The following is a 25,553-nucleotide window of genomic DNA, read 5'->3' as shown; positions in this document are numbered from 1 at the left end:
ATGCGGGTTCTGGCCGGAGACATCGGCGGCACCCACTGCCGCTTCCTGGTGGCCGAGGTCGACGGCGACCGGGTGGAGCCGGTGGCCGAAGAGCGGGTCCCCAGCGGCGACCATCCCGACCTGGCCCCGGCGGTGCGCGCCGCCTTTCCCGACGGCGTCCCCGGTGCCCCGGCGCGCGCCTGCTTCGCCGTGGCGGGGCCGGTCCATGGCGGCCGGGCCCGGATCACCAACCTCCCCTGGACCCTGGAGGAGGGGCGTCTGGCCGGCGAACTGGGTCTGGAACGGGTGACCCTGATCAACGATTTCGTCGGGGTTGGCGAGGGGCTGCCGGCCCTGGGTCCGGGGCAGTACGCGACCCTGCAGACCGGGGAGCGCGACCCCGGTGGCACCATCGGCTACCTGGGGCCAGGGACCGGTCTGGGTCAGGGTGCGCTGGTTCCCTGCGGCGACGGCCATGCCGTGGTCCCCAGCGAGGGAGGGCACGCCGGCCTGGCCCCGCGTACCGAGCGGGAGGTGGCCCTGGTCGCCTGGTGGCGGGAGCGGCTGGGCCGGGTATGTCGCGAGGACCTGCTCTCCGGTCCCGGGCTGGCGCGTATCGCCGCCTATCTTCGGGAGAGGGAGGGCATCGCGCCGGGGCCGGAGGTGGCCGCCGCCCTGGCCGATGGCGACGAGGATCCCGCCGCCATCCTGGGTCGCGCCGGGCTGGCCGGCGAGGATCCCCTGGCCACGGCCACCGTGGCGACCTTTGCCGAGCTGCTGGGCGCCATCGCCGGCGACTGGGGGCTGGAGACCGCCGCCACCGGTGGCCTCTTCCTCGCCGGCGGGATCCCGCCCCGACTGTTGCCGGCGCTGCGGGAGCCTGCCTTCGTGGAGGCCTTCAACGACAAGGGCCCCATGACCCCCCTGGCCACCCGCCTCCCGGTCCACGTGGTCACCGAGCCCCGCGTCGGCCTCCTGGGCGCTGCCCGGCGGGCTGCCGGCCAGTGAGGGTTACCAGGGAAGGGCGTTCCCGGCGAAGTCGAAGAAGCCGCCGCTGTCGGTCGGTTCCAGGCCGTCCAGGGTCTCCAGGAGGAGGGCAGCGGCCGCGCGCGGGGAGAGGGCCGGGCGGTTGCCCCGGTAGGGGGCGGTGAGGTCGGTATCCACCGTACCCGGCTGGAGGGTGGCCAGGATGGCCTCCGGGTGGCGGCGCCGGATCTCCAGGGCGGCGGTATGCCAGAGCTGGTTCAGCGCCGCCTTGGCGGCCCGGTAGCTGTACCAGCCGCCGGTCTGGTTGTCGCCGATGGAGCCCACCCGGGCGGAGAGGGCCGCGGCGATGGAGCGGCCCCGGCGCGGCAGGAGCGGGGCGAAGTGCTTGAGTACCAGGGCCGGCCCGGTGGCGTTGATGGCGAACTGGCGGGCCAGCACGGCCGGGTCCAGGCGGTTCAGGGCCTTCTCCGGCCCGTGGCCGTCCAGGGTCAGCGCCCCCGTGGCCACGATGAGACAGTCCACCGGTCCGCCCACCGCCTCGGCAGCGGCCGCGATGGTCGCCTCGTCGGTGAGTTCCAGCGGCGGGTCGGAGTCCCGGGCCAGGCCGATGGCCTCGCCGCAGCGCGAGTCGGTGACCAGCCGCTCCAGGAAGGCCGCCCCCAGGCCGCCGCTAGCCCCGACCACCACGGCCCGGTAGCCCTCGGGAAGCGAGGGCAACGAGAGATCACTCATCCAGCAGCTTCCGGCGCAGCCCGGCGTCGATGGGTTCGTTGGCGGAGAGCCAGATCCCGAAGTAGGCGCGGGCCAGGTCGGCATTGTCGCCGCGATAGCGGGTCTCGCCGTTGAGGGTCAGGCGCAGGGGTGCCTCGGCCCCCGGTTCCCAGATGAGGGCGTAGCGGTCGCCGGGTTCCACGGCGGTGAAGGCGTCGTGGAGGGCCTCGACGCTCGGTTTCAGCGCCTCCAGCACCGCGGGTTCGTACTGCTCGGAGAGCACGGTCCAGGCGGCCCGGGCGAAGTCCTCCTGCTCGATCTCGTAGCGGTAGGCCAGCTCCAACCGCTTGGGCGTCTCCGTGGCCAGGACCGCCGATGAGGCGGCCTCCGGAGGCAGGTAGAGGGCCGCGGCGTAGACGTCGAAGACCAGCCGGTAGGTGAGGATCCCGGCCCCGCGCAGGGCCAGGTCGCCCCGTTCGGTGGCGAAGGTGATGTCCTTGACCTTGACCTCCTCCGCGGCGGCGGGGCCGAACGGCAGGAGGGCGAGGGCCAGGAGCAGGCCGGCCAGGCCGATGCGCCGGGTGCTCATCAAGAGTCCCTCTTCTGGAAGACCACGGTGACCCGGGCCACCTCGAAGCCCCACTTGGTGATGGTGGCGCGGTTGATGACCACGTCGTCCTCCTGGCGGTACATCCAGTCGTCGAAGGCCACGCGGTAGGTGGAGTCGCCCACCTTCAGGTCCACCTTGTACTCCCAGTGGAAGGCCCGGCCGCGCGCCTCGCCGCGCGCCTCGCCGATGACGTCCCCGGCGGTGCCCACGTAACGGTGCTCGCCCTCCTTGCGGATCCGCCAGACGCGGCGGTCGGTCTCGCCGTCGGCGTACTCGAAGTCCTCCTCCAGGACCAGGGTGTCCCCCTCCAGGCGACCCACCATGTCCACGGTGAACTGGCGGGTGGCCACGCCGGAGCGGTTCTCCACGATGCCCCAGGCGCGCAGCTCCCCCTGGAAGTAGTCGTGGATGTCCAGCTCCGGCTGGGTGTCGCGGAAGTCGTTGATGTCCATGCTGCTACAGCCGGCCAGAAGCAGGGTCAGGCCGAGGATCGAGGCCCCCCGGATCCGAGCCAGGATGCCCGGGCGTCGATGGGTCCGTTTCATGGTGGATGCTCCCTTGCAGTTGGTGTTGTCTCGTCCGGTCCACGGGGAAGTCCCAGACCAGGGCCACGGCGGTGATCTTGATGATCACCGGCAGACCGCCGTAGAGCAGGGCCAGGGCGAGCAGACCCTCGCCGGCGGGGCCGTCGAAGCCGGCCAGGTCCAGCAGCGGGAAGGCGATGCCCACCGCCAGGGCCAGGGCGAGCTTGGTCGCCATGCCCCAGAGGCCGAAGAAGAGCCCCGCCCGGCCGCCGCCGCCGGCGGCGGTATCCTCGTCCACCACGTCGGCCTGGATGGAGGCGGGCAGGGCCATGTCCACCCCCAGGCTCAGGCCGGAGAGGACGACGATGAGGCTGAAGGCGACCAGGTCCCCCGCACCGAGCAGCGGCACGGTGGCAAAGATGGCCGCGGCCCAGAGCATGGAGGCGGCCCAGGTGCGGTGCTTGCCCCAGCGGCGGGCCAGGGCCAGCCACAGGGGAAGCCCGGCGATCCCGGCGACGAAGTAGAGGCCGAGGAGGGTGCCGGTCCAGTCCGGCCGCTGGATGATGTGCTCGACAAAGAGCAGGAAGAGGGTCGCCGGCAGGGCGTTGGCGGTCCCGTTGGCGGCGTAGGCCAGCAGGAGCCGGAAGAAGGGCCGGTTCCCCCGCAGGAGTGTCAGCCCCTCACGCCAGGGGATGGGCTCGCCGCTGGTCACCGGCTCGGGGACCCGCCACAGCGCCAGCCCCACGGTGAGGGGCACGGCCAGCCACAGGAAGGTGGTAAGGACGGCCAGGGCCTGCCCCGGCTCGTCGCGCCCGAGCAGCGGCGGCAGCAGGGCGGCCACCAGGGTCCCCAGGACCACGGCCCCCTCGCGGATCCCGGTGATCCGAGAGCGCTCGTCGTAGTCGTCGGAGAGCTCGGCCCCCCAGGCGGTGTAGGGCAGGGTCACCAGGGTCCAGCCCAGGTAGATGAGCAGGCTCCAGAGCAGTAGATGGCCGCCGCCCGCATCAGCCGGTGGCAGGAACAGGGCCGTCGCCGCGATGAGCAGTAGCGGGGCACCCAGCAGCATGAGGCCGCGCCGCCGTCCCAGGGGCAGGTGCAGGCGGTCGCCGAGGCTGCCGACGACGGGGTCGGTGACCATGTCCCAGATCCGGGCGATGAGCAGCAGGGCGCCGGTGAGGGTGAGCCCCAGCCCCACCTCCTCGGCGTAGAAGCCGGGGAGGTAGACGTAGAGCGGCAACCCCAGCACCGCCAGGGGGAGCCCCGGCAGGCCGTAGGCGAGGAGCTGTCCCCGGGGGAGCCGCTCAGCCATCCGGGTGTTCCAGGGTGGTCTGAATGAGGTCGATGCGGCCGGTCTGGAAGCCGGCGGTGCAGTAGCTCAGGTAGTAGCGCCACATGCGGATGAAGCGGTCATCAAAGCCCTGCTCCCGGACCCGGGGCAGGACGTCCAGGAAGCGCCGGTGCCAGGACTGCAGTGTGCGGGCGTAGTCGTGGCCGAAGCGGTCCAGGCTGCTCACCCGCAGGCCCGCCTCGCCGGCCCGCTCCCGGAAGGCGGTGATACTGGGCAGCATGCCACCGGGGAAGATGTAGCGCTGGATGAAGTCGGCACCGCGTCGGTAATCGTCGAAGACCGACTCGTCGATGGTGATGACCTGCAGCGCCGCCCGCCCGCCGGGGCGCAGGCAGCGGCCCACGGTCCCGAAGAAGGTCGGCCACCAGGCTTCGCCCACCGCCTCGAACATCTCGATGGAGACGACGTGGTCCCAGGCCCCCTCCAGGTCGCGGTAGTCGCGCAGCTGGAGGTCCACGCGGTCACTGAGGCCGGCCTCGGCCACCCGCCGCCGGGCCCAGGCGAGCTGCTCCCGGGAGAGGGTGATGCCGGTGACGCGGTAGCCGCAGCGCGCCGCCTCCAGGGCGAAGCCGCCCCAGCCGCAGCCGATCTCGAGGATGTGGTCGCCGGGGCGGGCGTCCAGCTGCCTCAGCAGGCGCTGGTACTTGTGGCGCTGGGCCGCCGCCAGGTTGTCCTCCCCCGGGGCGTAGAGGGCGGCGGAGTAGGTCATGGTGGGATCGAGCCAGAGGCGGTAGAAGTCGTTGCCCAGGTCGTAGTGGGCGGCGATGTTGCGCCGACTCCCCCGCCGGGTGTTGGCCCGGGTGCGATGGCTCAGGGTCTCCCGCCAGCGCGCCAGCCGACCACCCTCACTGGCCCGTCCCAGGGCCGCCTCGTTGCGGGCGGCCAGGGTGAGAAGGGTGGTGAGGTCGCTGGATTCCCACTCCCCGGCCATGTAGCCCTCGGCGAAGCCCATGGCTCCGCGGCGCATCACCCGGTTCAGAAGATTGAGGGGGCGATGGAGGAGGATCTGTGCCTCCGGTCCGGCCTCGGCGCCGGTGGCGGTGAAGCCGCGCCCGCCGGCTCCGTCCACCCGCAGGCGACCGACGTGCAGGCCCCGGAGGAGCCAGGACCAGGGGCGCAGGGCGAGGCCGGGACCGGCCTCCAGGGGGCGGAGCTGTTCGGCATCCATTCAGGTAACCTCCTTCTCGGGGGGCGCGGGGCGGCGGTGAAAGCGGCCTCCGGACCACCAGATCCGCAGGGCCCACCAGTGGATCAGGGTGATGACCTTGAGCGTGACCAGGGGAAGGCGCAGGGCCGCCGCCGCCAGGGTGCGGTCGGTGAGCGGCGCCGTGGTCCCCGTCTGGGTGGCGGTGAGCCGGTGTTCGCCCCCCTCGGTCTGGCGGATGACCACCGCCACCTCGTCCCCCGGATGGGTCAGGCGGAAGTGGTACTCGCAGTCCATGCCGATGAAGGGGGAGACGTGGAAGACCTTCACCTTCGACTGCCGGACCGGATCGGGCAGGGGGCGGCCCTCGTCGTGGAGCAGGTAGCCGTGGCGGTCGCCGAAGGTGTTGTGGACCTCGCCGAGGACGGCGCGCAGGGTGCCGTCGCGGTGGTAGGCGTACCAGACCGAGAGGGGGTTGAACTGGTAGCCCAGGACCCGCGGCATGGCCAGCAGCCGGACGGGACCGCCCTCCAGGTCGATGCCGTGTTCGGCCAGGTGGCCCTCCAGCCAGGGGCGCAGGGGACTGCCGTCGCCGGGGCCGAAATCGCGGTCGTACAGGCTCAGCAGGCGGAAGCGGTTGTGCCCGAACAGGCGCAGCCGGCGGTCGAGTTCGTTTAGCCGGTCCACATCCACCAGGAGGCTGAAGATCCGGTAGACGAAGCGGTACCGGACGGCGCCCGTGCGCCGGTGCATGACCTGGCTGTGGAGGATTCGGTCCGCGTCGGTCATGTGACCTCCGGCTGGCCCATGGGCAGCGGTTCCTCCACCGGGGATTCGGCGTGGCTCGGGGTCCAGGGCGGCTCCACTCCGAGGCCGCGGGCGACCTCCACGGCGGAGCGCAGGCCGTCCTCGTGGAAGCCGTAGCCCAGCCAGGCCCCGGCGTACCAGGTACGATGGATCCCCTGGAGCCCGGCGATGCCGCCCTGGGCCTCCATGGCCGGCTGGTCGAAGACCGGGTGGTCCCAGTCGCGCCGGGCGATGACCTGCTCCGGGTCCGGCTCCTGCAACGGATTGAGGCTGACGAAGAGGTCGCGGTCCGCCGACTCGAGCCCCTGCAGGCAGTTCATCCAGTAGGTCACCGAGACGCGTTCGGTGCCGGCGCTGGTGCCGTCCGCCAGGTAGTTCCAGGCGGACCAGACGGCCCGCCGACGCGGCATCAGCGCCGGGTCGCCGTGCAGGACGGCGTGGTTGGGCTGGTAGCGGAAGCTGCCGAGCAGGGCGCTCTCACTGGCCGAGGGATCGGCGAGAAGGTGCAGCATCTCGTCGGCGTGGCCGGCCAGGACCACCTCGTCATGACGGCGGTGGTAGCCATTGGCGGTGACCAGGGTGACCCCCTCGGCATCCCGCTCCACCCGGACCACCGGATCGCCGGTCTGGACCGCTGCATCCCCCTGCCGCTCCCGGAGGTCGGTGAGGATGCGCTCGACGTAGGTGCGGCCGCCGCCAACCACCGTCCGCCACTGGGGACGGTCGCCGAGCTGGAGCAGCCCGTGGTTGTCGAAGAAGCGCAGGAAGCTCACCAGGGGGAAGTCGAGCATGGTTCTCACCGGGCAGGACCAGATAGCGGCGGCCATGGGTAGAAGGTAGTAGTCCCGGAAGGTGCTGCCATAGCCGTTCTCTGCAAGGAATTCACCCAGGCTGCGACCGCGGCCGTCGGCGATGGCGAGGATGGCGCGACCCTGGCGGTTGAAGCGCAGGATATCCCGCAGCATGCCCCAGAAACGCGGGCGGAGCAGGTTGCGCCGCTGGGCGAAGAGGGTAGCGAGGCCGCTGCCGGCGTACTCCAGCCGGCCGCCGTCCACCGAGGCGGAGAAGGACATCTCCGATGGCCGGGTCTCGATCCCCAGGGTGGCGAACAGCCCGGTAAGATGGGGGTAGTTCCGCTCGTTGTAGACGATGAAGCCGGTATCCACCGGCACCGGGCCGGAGGCGGAGGGGGCGTCCACGGTGTGGGTGTGGCCGCCGGCGACTGCATTACGCTCGTACAGCGTTACACTGTGGTGGCGCTGGAGCAGCCAGGCTGAACCGAGCCCCGAGATGCCGCCACCAATGACGGCGATGTTCTTGCCTTCCATGCGCCTCTCCCGGCTCACGTACAAGTTTCGTATAATTATTGTATCGGTTTTTCAAAAGCGCAAGTGCAAAGGTGGATCCATGACGATCTCTTTCGGGCTGGTGGTGGTGGGCGACGAGATCCTGGCCGGGCGGCGGGTGGACGGCCACGTGGCCCACATCGGGGCCGCGGTTGCCGCTGCCGGTCATACCCTGGTCGAGGCCGTGGTGGTGGGGGATGAACCCGAGCCGCTCCGGGCAACCCTGGAGCGCACCCGGGCCTCCGAACGGCCGACCTTCGTCTGCGGCGGGATCGGCGCGACCCCGGATGACCTCACCCGGCCGGCGGCCGCGGCGGCCTGGGGGCGGTCGCTGGTGGACCATCCCGAGGCAGCGGCCCAGCTGGAGGCGCGCTTCGGCGAGGCGGTCCGGCCCAACCGGATCCGCATGGCGCAGTGGCCCGAGGGGGCCGACCTGGAGCCCAACCCGTACAACGGTATCCCCGGCTTCCGCCTGGATGACCACTACTTCTTGCCCGGCTTCCCGGAGATGGCCTGGCCCATGGTGGACGCCATTCTCGCTCGGGACTTCCCGGCCGGTGAGCCGGAGCGAGTGGTGGCCGTGCGGGTCTTCGGGGTGGGAGAGAGCGAACTGGTCGGGCCCATGGATGCGGTACGCGCGAATCATCCCGGGGTGCGCGCCTACAGCCTGCCGAGTACCGGTGGCGCCGGCATCGAGCTGGGCTGTCGCGGCCGCGGTGGCGAGTCCGCGGCGCTGGAGGCGCTACTGGCCGCAGTGGCCGAGCGCGGTGGGCGCTGGGAGCCGCTGGAGGGGCCGGCGGAGGCTAGCGATTGAAGGCCGGTAGCTGGTGCCAGGCGGCGAGGGCCCGCTCCCGGGAGGACTTGAGGTCCACCCGCGGGTGGGGGTAGGTCACTCCCGGCGTGAAGCCGGCCTCCCGCGCCGTGCCGCTCGGGGTGGCCCAGGGCTGCCGCCGCCATCGGGCCGGTAGCGGGGCCAGCTCGGGGACCCAGCGGGCGATGTACTCGCCGTCGGGGTCGAAGCGCTCGGCCTGGCGGACCGGGTTGAAGACGCGGAAGTAGGGGGCGGCATCGGCCCCGGAGCCGGCGGCCCACTGCCAGCCCAGGCGATTGCTGGCGAGATCGGCGTCCACCAGGGTGTCCTCGAACCACTCGGCGCCGCGCTGCCAGGGCAGCAGCAGATTCTTGGTCAGCAGGGAGGCGACCACCATCCGTACCCGATTGTGCATCCAGCCGGTGGCCCAGAGCTCCCGCATGCCGGCATCCACCAGGGGGATGCCGGTCTCGCCGCGTTGCCAGGCGGCAAGGTCCTCCGGGGCATCGCGCCAGGGGAAGTCGGCAAAGCGCGGGTCCATGGGTTCGTCGGCGGTGGCCGGGTAGTGGAACAGGATGTGGTGGGCGAACTCCCGCCAGACCAGCTCCTGGAGGAAGGTCTCGATGCCGTCGCGGTGGTGGCCCTCCTCGATGCAGGCCAGGGCCACCGCCGTGACCTGGCGCGGCGAGACCTCGCCGAAGTGGAGGTGGGGCGAGAGCCGCGAGGTCCCCTCCAGCAGCGCGGGCCGCTCCCGGCTCTCGGGATAGTCGGCCATGGGGGCGCCGGCGAAGGCGCAGAGCCGGCTGCGGGCGCCGCTCTCACCGGGGACCCAGTGGTCGTCCAGCTTGGCCGTCCAGGGGTGCCGGTCGGCTACGGCGGGGGCGCCATCCGCTTCGAGGCCCGCCGGGAGGGGAGGGAGTTCCGCCGGGGCCGGTTGCGGGGCGACCTCGCCGAGCCGCGGGCGAACCGCCTTCCAGTAGGGGGTGTAGACCCGATAGGGCGTCCCGCTGCCGGTGGCCACCGTCCAGGGCTCGAACAGCAGGTTACCCGGGTAGCTGCGGGCGGTGTGGCCGGCCTCGCGCAGGGCCTCCTTGATCCGCTTGTCCCGGGCCCGCTCGGGGCCGTAGCGGCGGTTCCAGTAGACATCGGCCCCGTGCTCGGCGGCCAGCCCGGACAGGATCCGTTCCGGGTCCCCCTGCCGGCAGACCAGTCCGGAGCCCAGGCGGGTCAGCTCCTGGTGGAGGGCGTCCAGGCTCTGCTCCAGCCACCAGCGGCCGGCCGCGCCATCGGGTCGCGGGGCGGGCTCCTCGACGATGTACAACGGGATGAGGCGGCGGTAGCCAGCAGCCGCGGCCAGCGCGGGATTGTCCGCCAGACGCAGGTCGTGGCGGAGCCAGAGGAGGGCGATATCGTCCGTCAATCCACCGTCTCTTGGGAGTCGCTGGCCAGATGCTCCTCCAGTCGCCGCAGGGCAGCCGGAATCTCGTTGCCCAGGGGGATCGCCCCGGCGCGCACCAGGGCATCGTGCTGGCGGACGGCGGTCTCGCCGCCGACGAAGACCGGGATCTCCATGGCCGCTACCAGGGCCGGCAGCTCGGTCTCCAGGACCGAGCGGCTGGGCGAGACGGAGCTGGAGAGGATGACCCCCACGGCGCCCTCCACCCGCTGGCCCGCCAGGGCAACCTGGCTCAGCGGGATGTCGGCCCCGAACATCACGGCGCGGTAGTTGCGCGCCGCCGCCGACAGGGCGAAGAGCATGAGCCCCAGCTCGTGGCGCTCCTCGGGCAGGCAGGCGGCCACCAGTCGGGGGCCGTCGTTGCCCTGGGTCTGATGGTGGAAGCGGGCCCCGAGCTTGTTGCGCAGGTAGGTGGCGAAGAAGTGCTCTTCGGCGATGCCGCTGTCGCGCTGCTGCCAGATCTCGCCGAGCTCCCGCAGCAGTGGCATGAGCAGGCGGCGTGTGACCGTATCGATAGGGTAGAGGGCCAGGGCCTCGTTGTAGGTGGCGTCCACCGCCGCCTCGTCGAAGCGGCTGACGGCGTGGTGCATGCGCAGCCGGAAGAGGTGCCACGGGTCACTGTCCGGAGCCTCGCCGTTCTCGGCGGGGACGGTGGACTGCTCCAGCCGGTGGCGGACCCGGCTGATGGGGATCCCCTGCTCCAGGAGCTGGACGACCTGATTGATGAGGTCGATGTCGGCCTGGGTGTAGAGCCGATGGCCCTTCTCCGTCCGATGCGGGCGGATAAGACCGTAGCGACGCTCCCATGCACGCAGGGTGATGGGGTTCACGCCGGTGAGGCTGGCCACCGTGCGAATGGGGTAGAGCCCTTCATCGTCGCGTGCCGGCGCCTTGCCGGGTTCGTCCTGGGACATGGGATGCTCCGCGGCCCGATCGGTTCGTGAATGGGGTGACGTACAAGGTATGTATAGTAAATGATGCCATAATTGCTACTCTTCCAGTACAAGAAGCCGTTCACGAATTGACCGGCGAATCGCTCGGAAGGGAGGGCAGGACCATGGCGGAGCTCGGCTGGATCACGGGTGCCGGTTCGGGGCTGGGCCGCGAGACCGCCCTGCGCCTGGCGCGGCAGGGCTGGCGCCTGGCAGTCAGTGGCCGGGATCGCGGGCGGCTGGAGGCGCTGGCCGCCGATGCCCCGGCCGGCACCATCCATCCCTACCCGGTGGACGTCACCGACCCGGCGGCCATGGAGGCCACGGCCGCGGCCATCGCCGAGGAGATGGGGCCCCTGGACCTGGCGCTGTTCAATGCCGGTGACTATCAGCCCATGACCCTGGAGGAGTTCGACGCGGCCCTGTTCCGCCGGATCATGGAGGTGAACTATCTCGGCGTGGTCCACGGCATTCAGGCGGTACTCGGGCGCATGGCCGCTGGCGGGCAGGTGGTGCTCACCGCCAGTGTGGCCGGCTATCGAGGGCTGCCCCGGGCGGCGCCTTACGGTGCCAGCAAGGCGGCGGTGAACAGCATGGCCGAGTCCCTGGAGCCTGAGTTCCGCGCCCGGGGCCTGCGCCTGCGCGTGGTGAATCCCGGCTTCATCCGGACGCCGCTGACGGCGAAGAATACCTTCCACATGCCGGCGCTCATGGAGCCGGAGGAGGCAGCCAGGGCGCTGGTAGCGGGCCTGATGGGGCGGGGGTTCGAGATCCACTTTCCCAAGCGGTTCACCCGCGTAATGAAGATCCTGCGCTGCCTGCCGATCCGGCTCTATCTGGCCTTGACAGGGCGCATGAACAGGGGTTGAGCGGGGGCTTTTGTTAACAGGTCGGGGGATCGCCGGAAGGCCTTGACCTGCTCCCGCAGAGCTGTTCAACGGCGAATCAAGGATTTGCAAAAAGAGTAACAATATCAGATAGATAAAATGGGTGGCTACAGAGTGACCAGTTCGAGCACAGTTCCGGAATGGCGGGGGCTGGAGGGCTGTTCCCACGCAGTCTCCACAGAGTTATCCACAGTTTCTGTGGAGAAGTTACATCCGGATGTAACAGGGCCGTGGGAGCCTGAGGGCCGCCCTGGTACGACCGGGGGGTCGCCAGTCCCGCCGAGGGGGTATTGATGTCGCAACAGGGTCCGGCCAGAGCGGAGGAGGGGGAGGCGATACGTACCTTCTTCGAGGGCCTGACCCCCGCCGGCCTGGAACAACTGAATCGGATCTACGACGAGGAGGCCCGGTTCCGCGATCCCTTCAACGAGGTCGTCGGGATCGCCGCCATCCGCCGGATCTTTGCCGACATGTTCGAGCAGGCGCCGGATGCCCGGTTCACCGTCCAGGAGGTAATCGGGGCGGCGCCGCTGCTCTATGTGCGCTGGGACTTCACCTTTACCCCGGGGAGGGCGAAGGCGCCCTGGTCGGTGGAGGGGGTCTCCCGGCTGGCCCTGGGCGAGGATGGCCGGATCGTCGAACACATCGACTACTGGGATCCGGCGGCGGGTATCTATGAGCGATTGCCGCTCCTCGGCACCGTCCTGCGCTGGGTCCGCCGGCGGCTTGCCGCCGATTGAGGGCGACGGACCACGGCGGCCGCCAATGCAGGAGCCGCCCGGCCGAAGCGGGAACCGGCGGCCCGGGTTGCGGTCTCCTCGAGGGCCGGGCGGCAGAGTCGCTTGAAACCGGTGTGGCTGGCGGTAGAGTGGACGCCTGTCGCGCTCGAATTCACCACTAGACGGAATCACCCAATGGCTGACGACGCCGACCTCCGACACCCCGACCTCTACATCAACCGTGAACTCAGCCTCCTGGAGTTCAACCGGCGTGTCCTGGAGCAGGCGCGCGACCCGGAGAACCCCCTCCTGGAGCGGCTCAAGTTCCTCTGCATCTCCTCCACCAACCTGGACGAGTTCTTCGAGGTCCGGGCCGCGGGGCTGGTGCAGAAGGCGGAGCTGGGCTCCATGGCCACCGGGCCGGACAATCTCGCCCCCGCCGAGGCATTGCGCGCCATCAGCGAGACTGCTCACGACCTGGTGGACCAGCAGTACCGGACCCTCAACGAGGAGCTGCTGCCGGCGCTGGAGGCGGAGTCCATCCGCTTCATCCGGCGCGGCGACTGGACGCGGGAGCAGGAGCGGTGGCTGCGGGAATACTTTGAATCGGAGCTAGCGCCGGTCATCAGCCCGCTGGGGCTGGACCCGGCCCACCCCTTCCCGCGAATCCTCAACAAGAGCCTGAACTTCCTGGTCTCGCTGGAGGGCAAGGACGCCTTCGGTCGCAGCTCCGGTGTGGCGGTGGTCCAGGCGCCCCGGGCGCTGCCCCGGCTCATCCGGCTGCCGCCGGAGGCCACGGGCAGCGGGCCCCACGATTTCGTCTTCCTCTCCTCGGTGATCCACGCCTACGTGGCCGACCTCTTCCCCGGCATGCAGGTGAGCGGCTGCTACCAGTTCCGCGTCACCCGCAATTCCGATCTCTTCGTGGATACCGAGGAGGTGGACGACCTCCTGCTCGCCGTGGAGGGGGAGCTGGCCTCGCGGCGCTACGGCGACGCCGTCCGGCTGGAGATGGCGGACAATGCGCCCCCGGAGATGGCGGACTACCTGCGGGAGAAGTTCGAGCTGCCGGAGACGGCCGTCTACCAGGTCAACGGCCCGGTGAACCTCAACCGCCTCATGGCCATGCACGAGCTGGTGGATCGGCCGGAGCTGAAGTTTGCCCCCTTCACGCCGTCGCAGCCCCGGCACCTGGTGCAGCAGGAGGATATCTTCGCCACCCTGCGCCAGGCGGATATCCTCCTCCACCACCCCTTCGAGTCCTTCGCGCCGGTGGTGGACTTCCTGCGCCAGGCAGCCGCCGATCCGCAGGTCCTGGCCATCAAGCAGACCCTCTACCGCACCGGTCCCGAGTCCGCGGTGGTGGATGCGCTGGTGGATGCCGCCCGTTCGGGCAAGGAGGTCACCGTGGTGGTGGAGCTCCGCGCCCGCTTCGACGAGGCGGAGAACATCGCCCTGGCCAATCGCCTGCAGGAGGCCGGCGCCCACGTGGTCTACGGCGTGGTGGGCTACAAGACCCACGCCAAGATGGTCCTGGTGGTCCGCCGCGAGAACAACCGGCTGCGCCACTACGTCCACCTGGGCACCGGCAACTACCACGTCCGGACCGCGCGGCTGTATACCGATTACGGCCTGCTGACCTGCGATCGCGCCATCGGCGACGACGTCCACCACCTCTTCCTACAGCTCACCAGCCTGGGTCGGGCGCCGCAGCTCAAGGAACTGCTGCAGTCGCCCTTCACCCTGCACGAGGCGCTCATCGAACGGGTGGAGCGCGAGGCCGGGAATGCCCGGGCCGGGCGGCCGGCGCGGATCCTCGCCAAGGTCAACTCGCTGGTGGAGCCGCGAATCATCCAGGCCCTCTATGCCGCCTCGCGCGCGGGGGTGGAGATCCGGCTCGTGGTACGCGGGATGTGCAGCCTGCGCCCCGGTCTGGCGGGGATCTCCGAGAACATCGAGGTCCGCTCCATCATCGGCCGCTTTCTGGAGCACACCCGGGTCTTCTACTTCGAGAACGGCGGGGATCCCGAGGTCTTTGGCTCATCGGCCGACTGGATGGAGCGCAACTTCTTCCGTCGGGTGGAGACCTGCTTCCCCTTCCAGGACCCGGCCCTGCGCCGGCGGGTCATCGCCGAGCTGGAGACCTACCTGGCCGACAATACCCAGGCCTGGATCCTCCAGTCCGACGGGATCTATCGGCGCGCCGAGCCCGCCCCGGGCGAGGAGCCCTTCTCCGCCCAGCGCCACCTGCTGGAGTCTCTGGCGGAGAAGAGCTGAAGCCGGAGCGCCGGCACGTACCGCGGTCTAGGCGGGGTTGGCGTCCGGGGAGGTCTCGTGGAGATGGACGTCGCGCTGGGGGAAGGGGATGGTGATCCCCTCCTCCCGGAACAGGGCGTCGATGCGGAAGCGCAACTCCGAGGGCGCGCTCAGGTAGTGGTCCAGGTGGGTGAAGCAGCGCAGCTGGAATTCCAGGGCGCTCTCCCCGAAGTCGCGGAAGAGCACCGTCGGCTCCGGCTCGGCGGCGATGGCGGCGTGCTCGGTGGCCGCCTGCATCAGGAGGTCGTGGACCCGGGTCGTGTCGCTGCCGTAGGCCACGTGGACATTGAGGATCACCCGGGCCACGTCGCTGCTGTGGCTCCAGTTGGTCACGGTGCTCGAGACCAGTTCGGAGTTGGGGACGATGAGGTCGGCGTGGTCGAAGGTCCGTACATGGGTGGAGCGGACCTTGATCTCCTCCACGGTGGCCCAGGTCCCCTGGTAGTCGATGACATCCCCGACCTTGATTGGCCGTTCGAAGAGCAGGATGAGGCCGGAGACGAAGTTGTTCACCACGTTCTGCAGGCCGAAGCCGATGCCCACGGAGAGGGCGCCGGCGATGATGGCGAGATTGGTGAGGTCGAAGCCGGCGACCGCTATGGCCAGCAGCACCCCCAGGACCAGGACGACGTAGTAGCCCAGGGAGGCGATGCTGTTGCGCAGGCCGGCATCCTCGGTGAATCTTGGCAGCAGGCCGTCGCGCAGCCGTCGGCGTGACCAGCGGCCGGCCTGGAAGGCGACTACCAGGACCACCACCGCGGCGATGAGGGCCACCAGGGAGATCCGGTGGCCACCCACCTCGAAGCCGAACAGCAGCGGGGCGACCCCCGACCAGATGGCCCCCAGCGGCGCCCCCCAGAGGCCCAGTACGAACACGAAGCCGGTCAGCAGTATCGCGCCCTGGACCAGCAGGGCCAGTACATGGGAGGTCCGGCTGATGTGCCGGGCACTCACGACCCCGGCCAGTGTCTCCGGTGGGGCAGCGGTCTCCAGCCGGCGCAGGCCGCGAGCCAGGCCGGCGGCCACGGTACCCACCGCCAGGGCCAGGATGACCGTCAGCAGCAGGTTCAGGAGGATGAAGATGCTCAGGTCGTGGTAGCCGAGGCCGGCGGCCACGGCGGGGACGAGGGCGGCTACCGCCAGCACCCCCCGCCCGGTGGCCAGGAGCAGCCGGCGGCCCGGGGAGGCCGTCTCGCCACCGACGATGTGCCACCACGCCTGCCGGTCGCGCAGCCGCCAGAGGAGGGCGAGCACGGCCAGGCTGAAGAGGAACTGCCCGCCCGCGCGCAGCGGCGCCTCCAGGGGGATCTGATGGTCCAGGCGGAAGAGGAAACCGCCCAGCAGGGTCAGGGCCAGGAGGCCACGGCCGGCCCGCCAGAGGTGGCGCACGGGCGGGCACTGCAGCCGCCGCTCCAGCCCGGCCGGGTCCAGAGGGCGCCCGAGGATGGGGAAGAGGCCCACCGCCAGGCGGTAGAGGGCGAACAGGAGGAGGGCGGCCACGGCCAGCGCGCCGGCCAGGGAGGTCCGTGCGTGCAGCGCCTCCAGGGTGACGAGCAGGGCGGCGGGGATCGTGAGTGACCAGGCGCGGTTGTGCAGGGCGGTGAGGGTGCCCACCGCCGGTGCCTTCCAGCGCTCCCGGAGCCGGCTGGCCGCTATCCGGCCGGTGGCCCCGCGCGTCGAACGGCGCACTGCGACGCCGGCGAGCAGTCCCAGCGCGAGCCCGCCACCGAGGAACCAGTAGGCCGCTATCCCGGTCCGCTCCCCGGGCGCCTCCCGGGTCGCCAGGCGCCCCAGGGAGGCGCCCACCGTGGTCGCGTGGTCGGCGAGCTCCTCCGTGGCCTCGGCCAGGGTCGCCGGTGCCAGCGGTGAGGGCCCGCGGTCCAGCAGCCCGGCCTCGGTGTTCCCCTCTTCGCTCTCACCGGAAGGTCCTCCCGGCACGCCGGCCGCGATGGCGGGCAGGCCGACGAGCGCGACCAGCAGGGCTGCGAGCAGGAGGGGCCGTAGCCTCATCCGGTGGTGGCCCCCGCGCTGGCGGAGCCGGCCAGGTGGGCGTACTTGGCCAGGATCCCGCGGGTGTAGCGGGGCGCGCGCGGCTGCCACTCCTGGCGCCGCCGCTCCAGCTCGGCATCGTCCAGGTCCACGGCCAGCCGCTGCTGATCGGCATCGATGGTGATTCGATCGCCCTCCTGCAGCAGGCCGATGGGGCCGCCGACGGCGGCCTCCGGCGCCACGTGGCCCACCACCATGCCGTAGGTACCGCCGGAGAAGCGGCCATCGGTGATGAGTCCCACGGAGTCGCCCAGGCCCTGGCCCACCAGCGCGGAGGTCGGCCCGAGCATCTCGCGCATGCCGGGTCCGCCCCTGGGGCCCTCGTAGCGGATGACCACCACGTCGCCGGCCCGGATCTGCTGCGCCTCGATGGCCTCCATGGCAGCATCCTCGGAGTCGAAGACCCGGGCCGGCCCGGTGATGGTGTGGGTCTTGAGGCCCGAGACCTTGGCCACGGCCCCCTCGGGGGCGAGATTGCCCTTGAGGATGGCCAGGTGGCCGCGCGGGTAGACCGGGTCGGAGAAGGGCCGGATGATGTCCTGATCGGGTTCCGGATCCGCCGGGACCTCGGCCAGTTCCTCCGCCAGGGTGGTGCCGCGGATGGTGCGGCAATGGCCGTGGAGGAGGCCGCGCACCAGCAGCATCTTCATCACCTGGGGGATGCCGCCGACGTGGTGGAAATCGGTGGTCACGTACCGGCCCGAGGGCTTGAGGTCGCAGAGCACCGGGACCTGGTGGCGGATGCGCTCGAAGTCGTCGATGGCGAGATCTACCTCGGCGGCGTCGGCGATGGCCAGCAGGTGGAGGACGGCGTTGGTGGAGCCGCCGATGGCCATGACCACGGCGATGGCGTTCTCGAAGGCCTCCCGGGTGAGCAGGTCGCGCGGCCGGATCCCCTGCTCGATGGCGCGGACCAGCACCTCGCCGGACTCCTCCGCGGACTTGGCCTTCTCGGCATCCTCGGCGGCCATGGTGGAGGAGCCGGGGAGGCTCAGGCCCATGGCCTCGAAGGCCGAGGACATGGTGTTGGCGGTGAACATGCCGCCGCAGGAGCCGGCGCCGGGGCAGGCGCTCTTCTCCACCCCCACCAGGTCCTCCTCGGCGAGCTTGTGGGCCTGGTACTGGCCCACGGCCTCGAAGGCGGAGACGATGGTCAGGTCCTCGCCCTTGTACCAACCCGGCTTGGTGGTGCCGCCGTAGACGAAGATGGCCGGGATGTTCATGCGGGCGATGGCGATCATCGCACCCGGCATGTTCTTGTCGCAGCCGCCCAGGGCGATGACCCCATCCATGGACTGGCCCTGGCAGACGGTCTCGATGGAGTCGGCGATGACCTCCCGGGAGACCAGGGAGTACTTCATCCCCTCGGTGCCCATGGAGATCCCGTCGGAGATGGTGATGGTGCCGAAGTACTGCGGCATGGCGTCGTTGCCGTAGATCGCCTCCTCGGCGCGGCGGGCCAGGTCGCCCAGCTTGATGTTGCAGGGGGTGATGGTGCTGAAGCCGCTGGCGACGCCGACCACCGGCTTGTCGAAGTCCTCGTCGTCGAAGCCGACGGCGCGGAGCATGGCGCGGTTGGGGGTGCGGCGGACGCCCTCGGTGGTGGCGCGGCTGCGATCGTTGTGGGGCATGGGGCCTCCCTGGAGCCGGTTCTGCGATGCAGGGCAGCTTGCGTCACGGCATGCCGGCGTGCAAGGGGCCGCCAGGCGTAACGAGGCCTCAGCCGGTGCCGGTGTCCCCGAAGCGCAGGGTATAGCCGGCATCGGCCAGGAAGTCGGCCTCGGTCTCCAGGTCGGTCACCGTCAGGGGGTGTTCCTCCAGCCAGCCGGCGGGGAAGGTGAGGGTCCAGGTGGTACCGTCCTCCTTCACCTCCGGTTGCGGCAGCGCCGTGTCGTCGCGGCTGCGATGCAGGGCCGCGGCCAGGCGCAGGAGGATGGCCAGGCGGGCCACGTCCTGCCGCCGAGCGGGGTCCACCGTGTCGAAGGTATCCCGACGGAACTTGCGCCGGTGGGCGCGGACCAGGGCGGCGAGGATCGCCTGCTCGGCCCGGGAGAAGCCGGCCATGTCGGCATTGGCCAGGATGTAGGCGCCGTGCTTGTGGTAGGAGCTGTGGGCGATATCCAGGCCGATCTCGTGCAGCCGGGCCGCCCACTCCAGGTACCAGGGGCGGTCGTCGTCGGCCTCGGGCTCCAGCTGGTCTAGGAGCCCCCCGGCCGTGGCCGCGACCCGCGCGGCATGCTCGGTATCCACGTGGTAGCGCTGGCAGAGGGATTCCACGGTCCGGCCGCGGACATCGGTGTGGTGTAGACGACCCAGGAGATCCTGGAGGAGGCCCTCGCGCATGGCGCCGTCGGAGACCTCCATCTCCTCGATGCCGAGGACCTCCATGGCGGTGGTGAGCACCGCCGCACCGCCGGCGAAGACCGGGAGTCGTTCTTCCTTGAGCCCCTTGAGCTTGGCCTCCTCGGCGCTGCCGGCCTTGAGCAGCCGCTTCCAGAGCTTTTTCAGGCCGTCGGCGGTAATGGTCTCCGGCGGCGCCCACTCCTGGGCGGCCAGGACCCGGGCCACCGAGCGGATGGTGCCGGAGGCGCCGATGGCCCGCTCCCAGCCCTGGCGGCGGAAGCGACCCCGGATGGGCTCCAGTTCACTGGCTACGGCGCGACGGGCGCGGTCGGCGGCCTTCTCGGTGATCCGGCCTTCGGGGAAGTGGGCGCGGCTGGTGCTCACGCAGCCCATGTGGAGACTCTCCAGGGTCTCCGGTTCGGGGCCGGTGCCGATGATGAACTCGGTACTGCCGCCCCCGATGTCCATGACCAGCTGCCGCCCCTCGCCGGCGAGGCTGCGGGTGACCCCCAGGTAGATGAGGCGCGCCTCCTCCATGCCGGCGACGATCTCGATGCGGTGGCCCAGAGCGGCCTCGGCACGCTCGCGGAAGGCCCCGGCATTGCGGGCGCTGCGCAGGGTATTGGTGCCCACGGCGCGGACGTTCACCGCCGGCAAGTGGTTGAGCCGCTGACCGAAGCGCTCCAGGCAGGCCAGGGCGCGCTCCTGGGTCTCGGCATCCAGATCCCGGGTCTCCGGGTCCAGGCCGCCGGCCAGGCGGACCATCTCCTTGATACGATCGACGATGACCAGCTCCCCCTCGGTGACCCGGCCCACGATCATGTGGAAGGAGTTGGAGCCCAGGTCCACCGCCGCCAGGGTGGTCCCCTCTGCCACGGCGGTCATGACCCGGCCTCCACGTCCTGAATGGCCCCGGCCACCGGAGTCAGGGCCGGCGCCGCGCCGGCCCCGAGCCACGGGGCGACGGCCCCGGCATAGTGACTCCGGCGCTGCTGCGCCAGCAGCCGGGCCAGCGCCTCGGCCTCCGGCAGGGGGTCCTCGGGGCGGGCCGCCGCCTCGACCTCGGCCAGGGCCGCCTCCAGCCGCTGGCGACCCCAGTTCGCCCCCAGGTCGGCCCCCAGGGTGGTGAGTTCCCCGGTGAGGCCGTGGAGATCCACGGCGCCGGCCAGGTCCGTGGCCAGCCGGTCCAGGGTCGCCGTGGCGGCCTCGGTCCCCGGCAGCAGGCCCAGTCGGTGTTGCAGGCGCCGGGCGACCAGGGTCAGGCGGTGGAGCTGGCCGGCATCATCGGGTCCCGGCTGGTTGGTCAGGCCGGCGGTGAGGTCCCGGAGGTCGGCCTGGAGGGATGGCACCAGGCAGCCGTTCAGCGCCGTATCCTCGCCGCCACGAGACTTGAGCAGTCGCTGGAGGCGTCCGGAGAGCTTGCCCCAGCGGCGGGGAAGGCCGGCGGCGATGGCGACCTCCGCCCCCGTGGCGCGCGCCTCCAGTTCGGTATGGAGGTGATCGGCCACGGGATTGCCCCCGGCCTCCGAGAGGCCTTCCAGCCAGCGGCGGCGGCCCTCGGCCGTCTGCCCCCCCTCCAGGTAGCGCACCACGCTGGCCAGCCGTTTGCGATGGCGGCGGTGCAGCCCCAGCGCCCGGGGGCAGGCCTCTCCCAGGGCCTGGAGATGGATCACGGCGGTGCGCAGGGCGGGCAGGGCATCCGGCTCTCCCTTGCGAACGCGGGGAAGGGCCTCGTCGGCGGCGGCCAGCAGGGCGCGCGCCTGTTCCATGGCGGTCATGCCACCTCCCCGTAGGTCCGGAGGAGCTTCGGCGGTAGCAGGGCTGTCAGGGTCCAGCTGCTCCCGGGGCGCCCCTCCAGCAGGGCGGCGCCCGCCTTCTTGAGCGTCAGGGCGCCGGTGGGCCGGGCGCAGACGGCGGAGAGCAGCCAGTGGCTGAGGTCGGGCTCATGTCCCACCACGGCGATCCGTCCGGCCGACTGCCCCTGAAGCCAGGCATCCAGATCGCCGTGCGGGCGCCCGGGCGTCAGGGCCTCGGTGACCACCACGGGCGGGTCGCCGGCCTCCGCGGCCAGCAGGGCGGCGGTCTGCCCGGCGCGGACCAGGGGGCTGGCGGCGACGAGTTCCGGTGAGCCGGCCCAGGCGACCAGGCCCCGGGCGGCGGCGCGGGTGCGTTGTTCGCCCTTCTCGGTCAGGGGGCGATGTTCGTCGCTCAGCCCCTGCTCCTCGGCGGCATCCCGCTCCAGGGCGATGCCGTGGCGGAAGACGATGAGCTCCATGGTTCTCCCCGTGCGAACAGTGGCGAAACCGTAGCATACTCCGCCGGGGTCGCGGGCGGGGGCAGGGCCGTTGGTGAGGCGGTACAATGGGCCAATGGATATCGATGCCTTTGCTACCTGTCCCCGGGGCCTGGAGGCGGCGCTGGCCGCCGAGCTGGAACAACTCGGAGCGCCCGAGACCCGGCCTGCGGCCGGCGGGGTCGCCTTCGTCACCGATCAGGCCGGGCTCTATCGCGCCAATCTCCATAGTCGCCTGGCCGGCCGGATCCTGCGCCGCGTGGCGGCCGTGAAGGCGCGGGACGGCGACAGCCTCTACCGCTCGGTCATGGCGGTGGACTGGCCGGCCTGGTTCGACGTCGACCGGACCTTCCGGATCCGCCTTACCGCCCGCAAGAGCCCCCTGCGCAGCCTCAACTTCGCCACGCTGAAGGCCAAGGATGCCGTCTGCGACCGCTTCCGCGAGGCCTTCGGGCGGCGCCCGGATATCGACCCCGGCGGGGCGGAGGTCTCCGTCCATCTCTTCCTGGAGGGGCGCAAGGGCACGGCCTACCTGGATACCACGGGTGCTCCGCTCTTCCAGCGCGGCTGGCGGGTGGCCAACGTTACCGCCCCCCTGCGCGAGAATCTGGCGGCGGGCATGCTGACCCTGGCCGGCTGGGAGCCCGGGATGCCGCTCATGGACCCCTTCTGTGGCGGCGGGACGATCCTCATCGAGGCCGCACGCCGCGCCCGCGGGCTTCCGCCAGGGCTGGAGCGGGCCTTCGCCTTCCAGAATCTGGCCGACCACGACCTGGCGATCTGGGCGCGGGTCTCATCGGAGTCGGCTCCGGGGACCGTGGCCGAGGGGCCGCTCCTGGGCGGGGATCGCGATTCGAAGGCGCTGGCGGCGGCCCGGGCCAATGCCGAGGCGGCCGGGGTCGCCGATGCCATCGAGTGGCGCCAGTCGGATGCAAGGCAGCTGAAGGGGCCGGTCGGGCCGGGGCGGATCGTGACCAACCCGCCCTACGGCGAAAGGCTGCCGGTGAAGGGCGGCCTGGCCGGGCTGCTGGGGGGCGTGGCGGACCACTGGCGGGAGACGCTCCCCGGCTGGGAGGCGGCGGTGCTGCTGCCGGAGGCCGAGACGGCCCCCGGGGGGCTGGAGGCGCGGTCGGTGACGCCGCTGGCCAATGGCGACCTGCCCTGCCGGCTGCACCGGCTGGCCATCCCGGCGGGGTAGGGGCCGGACCTTCCGGGGGCCCGAACGCAGACGGGCCCCGGCAGTCGCCCGCCGGGGCCCGTTGCGCGGCGGGGTCGAGACCCCGCCCCTCCTTGCGGCCGTCTTCTACTTCTTGCGGAAGTGGAAGATCCCCCAGGTGAGGTAGCCGTTGTTGCCGCCGTCCACCCAGTGGCCGAGGCCCTGGATCATGTGGTCGATGTACTCGCGGCTGACCTTGCCCTCGAGGATGCCCGACTGGTCGGCCTTCTGGGTCTCCTCACGCACCCGCCCGTAGTGGGTGGGCAGATGGTTGGTGAGGTCCTCGAAGCCCATCTCCGTGAGGCCGTGGCGCGCGGCCGCCTCGCGGTAGAACTTCGGGGAGCCCAGGGTGGACAGGTGGATCCGGTCCAGAATGGGCTGGATCACGTCCGTGGGGCAGTCGTCCTTCATCATCGGGTCGGTGAAGATGAGGTCGCCGCCCGGCTTCAGGACTCGCGCCGCCTCGGCGATGACGCGATCGCGGTCGTCCGAGTGGAGGATGGCGTCCTGGGACCAGACCACGTCGAAGGACTCGTCCTCGTAGGGAACGTTCTGGAAGTCGCCGTCGACGATCTCCACCAGGTGATCCAGCCCCTGGGCCTTGTTGGCCTCCCGACCGCGCTCGTTCTCCTTCTCGGAGAGGTTGAGCACGACCACCGGGCTCTGGAAGTGGCGGGCCAGATAGCGGGCAGAGCCGCCGTAGCCGCCACCGAGATCCAGAATCCGGTGCTCGCTGGCCGGGGAGACGTGGCGGACCATGTGGTCCATGGTCCGCTGGCTGGCGTCGGCGATGGACTCGTCGGGGGTGTTGTAGATCCCGATGTGGAGGTCCTCACCACCCCAGACGAGGTAGTAGAAGTTATCCGCGTCCTCGGAGTTGTAGTAGTCCCGAGCGACCTGGGTAACCTCGGAATACTGATCACTCATGGCTCTCAGTCCTCCGGCTCTTCGTTCTCGTCGTAGTACTTCTCGGCGATGTGGAGGTAGAAGTCCACGTTGGACGGGTCGTAGTTCGGATCGAAGTCGCCGTAGGTGGTGATCTTCTGGAAGCCGACCTCGTGCATGAGGTTGCGCGTGTAGTCCTTGCGCAGCGGGAACATGTTGAGGTGGTAGACGGAGTTGTCACTGAACTCGTAGCGGAAGCGCGCCAGGCCGTCGTCCACGTACTCCGGCTCCGCCGAGACGGTGTCGCCGCAGTAGTAGTGCTTGTGCTTGCTGGAGAAGCCCTCGTCGAGGATCGCGTCGTAGTTACGCTGGTCCAGGATGAGGACGCCGTCGTGGCGCAGGGCGGCATAGAACTCGGCCAGGGCCTTGCGCCGGTCCCGCTCCTTGAACAGGTGGGTGAGGGAGTTGCCCAGGCAGATCACGGCGTCGTACTTGCCGTGGATGTCGCGGTTGAGCCAGCGCCAGTCAGCCTGGACCACGCGCAGGATGTGGCCGCGGTCCCAGCCATTGTCGAAGGCCTTGGCCAGCATCTCGGCACTGCCGTCGACGCAGGTGACCTGGAAGCCGGCCTCGACCAGCCGCACGGCGTTGAAGCCGGTGCCGGTGGAGACGTCGAGGATCTTCTTGGCGCCGCGCTGGCGCAGGGCATCGATGAAGAAGTTGCCTTCGCTCTCGGCGCGCGAGTCCCAGTTGATGAGTTCGTCCCACTTGTCGACGAAGCCCTCGTTGTACTCGTCTTTATAGTGCTCGGTATCCCGAACCTCGACAGGATTGTCTCCGAACTTCTGTTCCATGCTGTGCTCCTTTCGCTTTAACAAATCGGGGAAGCGGGCGCGGGCCGGCTTCCGGGGGAGGCCGCACCGGGGGTCCGATGCACACCTGTTCCCGCGCTGTCGGCGCGGGCCCTGAAAATCGCTGGCGGGGCGGGCATGCCCCGTGAGACTACGTGCTTCTCCGCGACGGTGCCGCCGGTTCTGAGGGCGGCGGCAACGGATGGCCGCATTGTGGAAGATGTGCGACGCGCCACGGGCGCGGGGAGAATGACGATGAATGAATGCTGTTTCAGTCATCATGAATGAGTTTCATGAATCATAACGTAGCGAGTGGGGGTATGCAAAAGACAGGGGGGTTACATGCCCCCTTCTCCGCCGGCCATCGCCCGGTATGGCGCCGTTTCACCCATGGTCGGACGAATTCCGGCCAGGGAAGTCGCACAGGTCTCGCGCGCCAGGTCGACGAAGGCATTCATGTAGGGCTGATGGCCATCGGCGGTGCGAACCGCTGTATAGAGCGTACTCCAGAGGCCCTCCCGGCCCAGGCGCCGCGTGGCCAGGGGGCGGCGGCCTCGATATTCCGCCAGGACCCATTCCGGTAGCGCCGTTACGCCGCGGTGGCTGGCCACCAGCTGCATGATCATGACCGGCAGTTCGGCGGACCGGGTGGCGACCGGCTGAATTCCCGCCGGATCCAGGAAGCGGCGGAAGACGTCCAGGCGGTGACGCTCCACCGGGTAGGTGATCAGGGTCTCGTCGGCCAGATCCGCCGGTGCCACCCAGGGGTGGCCCGCCAGGGGGTGATCGTCGGCGACCGCGAGCAGGGACTGGTACTCGAACAGCGGCGTGTACTCGATGCCGGCGGCCTCTTCCGGGTCCGAGGTGACGATGAGGTCGATGTCGCCGCGCTGGAGGGCGGGGAGGGGGCCGAAGCTGAAGCTGGTGGAAAGATCCATCTCCACCGTGGGCCACTGTTCGCGATACCGATCCATGGTGGGCATGAGCCATTCGAAGCAGGCGTGGCATTCCACCGCGATGTGCAGCCGCCCGGTGCCGGCCCCGCCCAGGGCGGCCAGGTCCCACTCGGCGGCGCGCACGGTGGGCAGGAGTTCGTCGGCGAGGTTCAGCAGGCGGCGACCGGCGGCGGTGAAGGCCACCGGCCGGGTCTTGCGCTGGAAGAGCCGGCAGCCGTAGTGGGCCTCTACCGCCTTGATCTGGTGGGAGAGGGCCGACTGGGTGACGTGCAGGCGTTCGGCGGCACCGGCCAGGCTGCCGGTCTCGCGCAGGGCGGCCAGGGTGCGCAGGTGGCGGATCTCGATCATGGCATTCGCGGGTGGGGGCCGAGCATTGATCCTAC

The 25,553-nt window shown here is 70.7% G+C and carries 23 protein-coding genes; 6 read left to right on the top strand and 17 right to left on the bottom strand.

Annotation, left to right across the window (positions count from 1 at the left end; translation table 11 throughout):
• On the top strand, positions 1-987 hold the full coding sequence (gene glk, locus BM272_RS02940) for a glucokinase (protein WP_093427236.1): 987 nt from the start codon (positions 1-3) through the stop codon (positions 985-987).
• Between the two features lie 3 nt (positions 988-990).
• On the opposite strand, the gene BM272_RS02935 is transcribed toward glk, so the two are convergent.
• From BM272_RS02935 to BM272_RS02905, 7 genes are read right to left on the bottom strand one after another with little or no spacing between them, the layout of a single operon-like run.
• Positions 991-1,683: an SDR family NAD(P)-dependent oxidoreductase gene (locus BM272_RS02935; RefSeq protein ID WP_399348693.1), complete on the bottom strand. Its 693-nt coding sequence runs from the start codon at positions 1,681-1,683 to the stop codon at positions 991-993.
• A 7-nt stretch (positions 1,684-1,690) separates the two neighbouring features.
• Positions 1,691-2,266: a chalcone isomerase family protein gene (locus tag BM272_RS02930; protein WP_093427234.1), complete on the bottom strand. Its 576-nt coding sequence runs from the start codon at positions 2,264-2,266 to the stop codon at positions 1,691-1,693.
• On the bottom strand, positions 2,266-2,739 hold the full coding sequence (locus BM272_RS02925; RefSeq protein ID WP_240307986.1) for a DUF3833 domain-containing protein: 474 nt from the start codon (positions 2,737-2,739) through the stop codon (positions 2,266-2,268). Before BM272_RS02925 ends, BM272_RS02930 begins: the two co-directional genes overlap by 1 nt.
• Positions 2,740-2,743: 4 nt before the next feature.
• A complete protein-coding gene (locus tag BM272_RS02920; RefSeq protein ID WP_093427232.1) occupies positions 2,744-4,120 on the bottom strand; it encodes an MFS transporter in 1,377 nt (458 codons plus the stop codon).
• Positions 4,113-5,327 carry an SAM-dependent methyltransferase gene (locus BM272_RS02915; RefSeq protein ID WP_093427231.1) on the bottom strand — a complete coding sequence of 405 codons (1,215 nt, stop codon included), beginning with the start codon at positions 5,325-5,327 and terminating at the stop codon, positions 4,113-4,115. Before BM272_RS02915 ends, BM272_RS02920 begins: the two co-directional genes overlap by 8 nt.
• On the bottom strand, positions 5,328-6,092 hold the full coding sequence (locus tag BM272_RS02910) for a DUF1365 domain-containing protein (protein ID WP_093427230.1): 765 nt from the start codon (positions 6,090-6,092) through the stop codon (positions 5,328-5,330). It lies immediately after the preceding gene.
• Positions 6,089-7,438 (bottom strand): NAD(P)/FAD-dependent oxidoreductase, encoded by a 1,350-nt coding sequence (locus tag BM272_RS02905; protein WP_093427229.1) that lies wholly within the window; start codon positions 7,436-7,438, stop codon positions 6,089-6,091. The genes BM272_RS02910 and BM272_RS02905 overlap by 4 nt, the downstream gene beginning before the upstream one ends.
• Before the next feature lie 79 nt (positions 7,439-7,517).
• Between BM272_RS02905 and BM272_RS02900 the strand changes: the two genes are divergently transcribed.
• Positions 7,518-8,270, top strand: a complete 753-nt coding sequence (locus BM272_RS02900) for a competence/damage-inducible protein A (RefSeq protein WP_159433005.1) — start codon at positions 7,518-7,520, stop codon at positions 8,268-8,270.
• Here the strand turns inward: BM272_RS02900 and BM272_RS02895 are convergent.
• Both BM272_RS02895 and BM272_RS02890 read right to left on the bottom strand, forming a co-directional pair.
• Positions 8,260-9,687, bottom strand: coding sequence for a cryptochrome/photolyase family protein (locus BM272_RS02895; RefSeq protein WP_240307985.1), 1,428 nt, complete (start codon positions 9,685-9,687; stop codon positions 8,260-8,262). The genes BM272_RS02900 and BM272_RS02895 overlap by 11 nt on opposite strands.
• Positions 9,684-10,637 carry a MerR family transcriptional regulator gene (locus BM272_RS02890; protein WP_093427228.1) on the bottom strand — a complete coding sequence of 318 codons (954 nt, stop codon included), beginning with the start codon at positions 10,635-10,637 and terminating at the stop codon, positions 9,684-9,686. Before BM272_RS02890 ends, BM272_RS02895 begins: the two co-directional genes overlap by 4 nt.
• Positions 10,638-10,780: 143 nt before the next feature.
• Between BM272_RS02890 and BM272_RS02885 the strand changes: the two genes are divergently transcribed.
• From BM272_RS02885 to ppk1, 3 genes are all read left to right on the top strand, one after another.
• Positions 10,781-11,524, top strand: a complete 744-nt coding sequence (locus BM272_RS02885) for an SDR family NAD(P)-dependent oxidoreductase (protein WP_093427227.1) — start codon at positions 10,781-10,783, stop codon at positions 11,522-11,524.
• Positions 11,525-11,835: 311 nt separating this feature from the next.
• Positions 11,836-12,282, top strand: a complete 447-nt coding sequence (locus BM272_RS02880) for a nuclear transport factor 2 family protein (RefSeq protein WP_093427226.1) — start codon at positions 11,836-11,838, stop codon at positions 12,280-12,282.
• A gap of 174 nt (positions 12,283-12,456) precedes the next feature.
• Positions 12,457-14,538, top strand: coding sequence for a polyphosphate kinase 1 (ppk1, locus tag BM272_RS02875; RefSeq protein ID WP_093427225.1), 2,082 nt, complete (start codon positions 12,457-12,459; stop codon positions 14,536-14,538).
• Positions 14,539-14,565: 27 nt separating this feature from the next.
• On the opposite strand, the gene BM272_RS14155 is transcribed toward ppk1, so the two are convergent.
• The 5 genes from BM272_RS14155 to BM272_RS02850 all read right to left on the bottom strand — a co-directional run bounded on the left by BM272_RS14155 (position 14,566) and on the right by BM272_RS02850 (position 21,244).
• Entirely contained in the window at positions 14,566-16,587 is a 2,022-nt protein-coding gene (locus BM272_RS14155) for a mechanosensitive ion channel family protein (protein ID WP_093427224.1), read from the bottom strand.
• On the bottom strand, positions 16,584-18,257 hold the full coding sequence (gene ilvD, locus BM272_RS02865) for a dihydroxy-acid dehydratase (protein ID WP_093427223.1): 1,674 nt from the start codon (positions 18,255-18,257) through the stop codon (positions 16,584-16,586). The genes BM272_RS14155 and ilvD overlap by 4 nt, the downstream gene beginning before the upstream one ends.
• 88 nt (positions 18,258-18,345) lie before the next feature.
• Entirely contained in the window at positions 18,346-19,854 is a 1,509-nt protein-coding gene (gene ppx, locus BM272_RS02860) for an exopolyphosphatase (protein WP_093427222.1), read from the bottom strand.
• Positions 19,851-20,747, bottom strand: a complete 897-nt coding sequence (locus tag BM272_RS02855) for a hypothetical protein (protein WP_093427221.1) — start codon at positions 20,745-20,747, stop codon at positions 19,851-19,853. The genes ppx and BM272_RS02855 overlap by 4 nt, the downstream gene beginning before the upstream one ends.
• The gene (locus tag BM272_RS02850; protein WP_093427220.1) at positions 20,744-21,244 is read right to left on the bottom strand and encodes a SixA phosphatase family protein; all 501 of its coding nucleotides are present in this window, start codon (positions 21,242-21,244) and stop codon (positions 20,744-20,746) included. The genes BM272_RS02855 and BM272_RS02850 overlap by 4 nt, the downstream gene beginning before the upstream one ends.
• A 94-nt stretch (positions 21,245-21,338) precedes the next feature.
• On the opposite strand from BM272_RS02850, the gene BM272_RS02845 reads away from it, so the two are divergent.
• A complete protein-coding gene (locus BM272_RS02845; protein ID WP_093427219.1) occupies positions 21,339-22,460 on the top strand; it encodes a THUMP domain-containing class I SAM-dependent RNA methyltransferase in 1,122 nt (373 codons plus the stop codon).
• A 105-nt stretch (positions 22,461-22,565) separates the two neighbouring features.
• On the opposite strand, the gene BM272_RS02840 is transcribed toward BM272_RS02845, so the two are convergent.
• The 3 genes from BM272_RS02840 to BM272_RS02830 all read right to left on the bottom strand — a co-directional run bounded on the left by BM272_RS02840 (position 22,566) and on the right by BM272_RS02830 (position 25,518).
• The gene (locus tag BM272_RS02840) at positions 22,566-23,405 is read right to left on the bottom strand and encodes a methyltransferase domain-containing protein (RefSeq protein WP_093427218.1); all 840 of its coding nucleotides are present in this window, start codon (positions 23,403-23,405) and stop codon (positions 22,566-22,568) included.
• A gap of 5 nt (positions 23,406-23,410) precedes the next feature.
• Positions 23,411-24,217: a glycine/sarcosine N-methyltransferase gene (locus tag BM272_RS02835; protein ID WP_093427217.1), complete on the bottom strand. Its 807-nt coding sequence runs from the start codon at positions 24,215-24,217 to the stop codon at positions 23,411-23,413.
• 335 nt (positions 24,218-24,552) lie between these two features.
• Entirely contained in the window at positions 24,553-25,518 is a 966-nt protein-coding gene (locus BM272_RS02830) for a LysR family transcriptional regulator (protein ID WP_093427216.1), read from the bottom strand.
• Positions 25,519-25,553 lie beyond the last annotated feature (35 nt).

It is taken from the genome of Thiohalospira halophila DSM 15071, from assembly GCF_900112605.1.
In the GTDB taxonomy this organism is placed as follows: Bacteria; Pseudomonadota; Gammaproteobacteria; order Thiohalospirales; family Thiohalospiraceae; genus Thiohalospira; species Thiohalospira halophila.
This window is presented reverse-complemented; position numbering and strand designations above follow the sequence as displayed.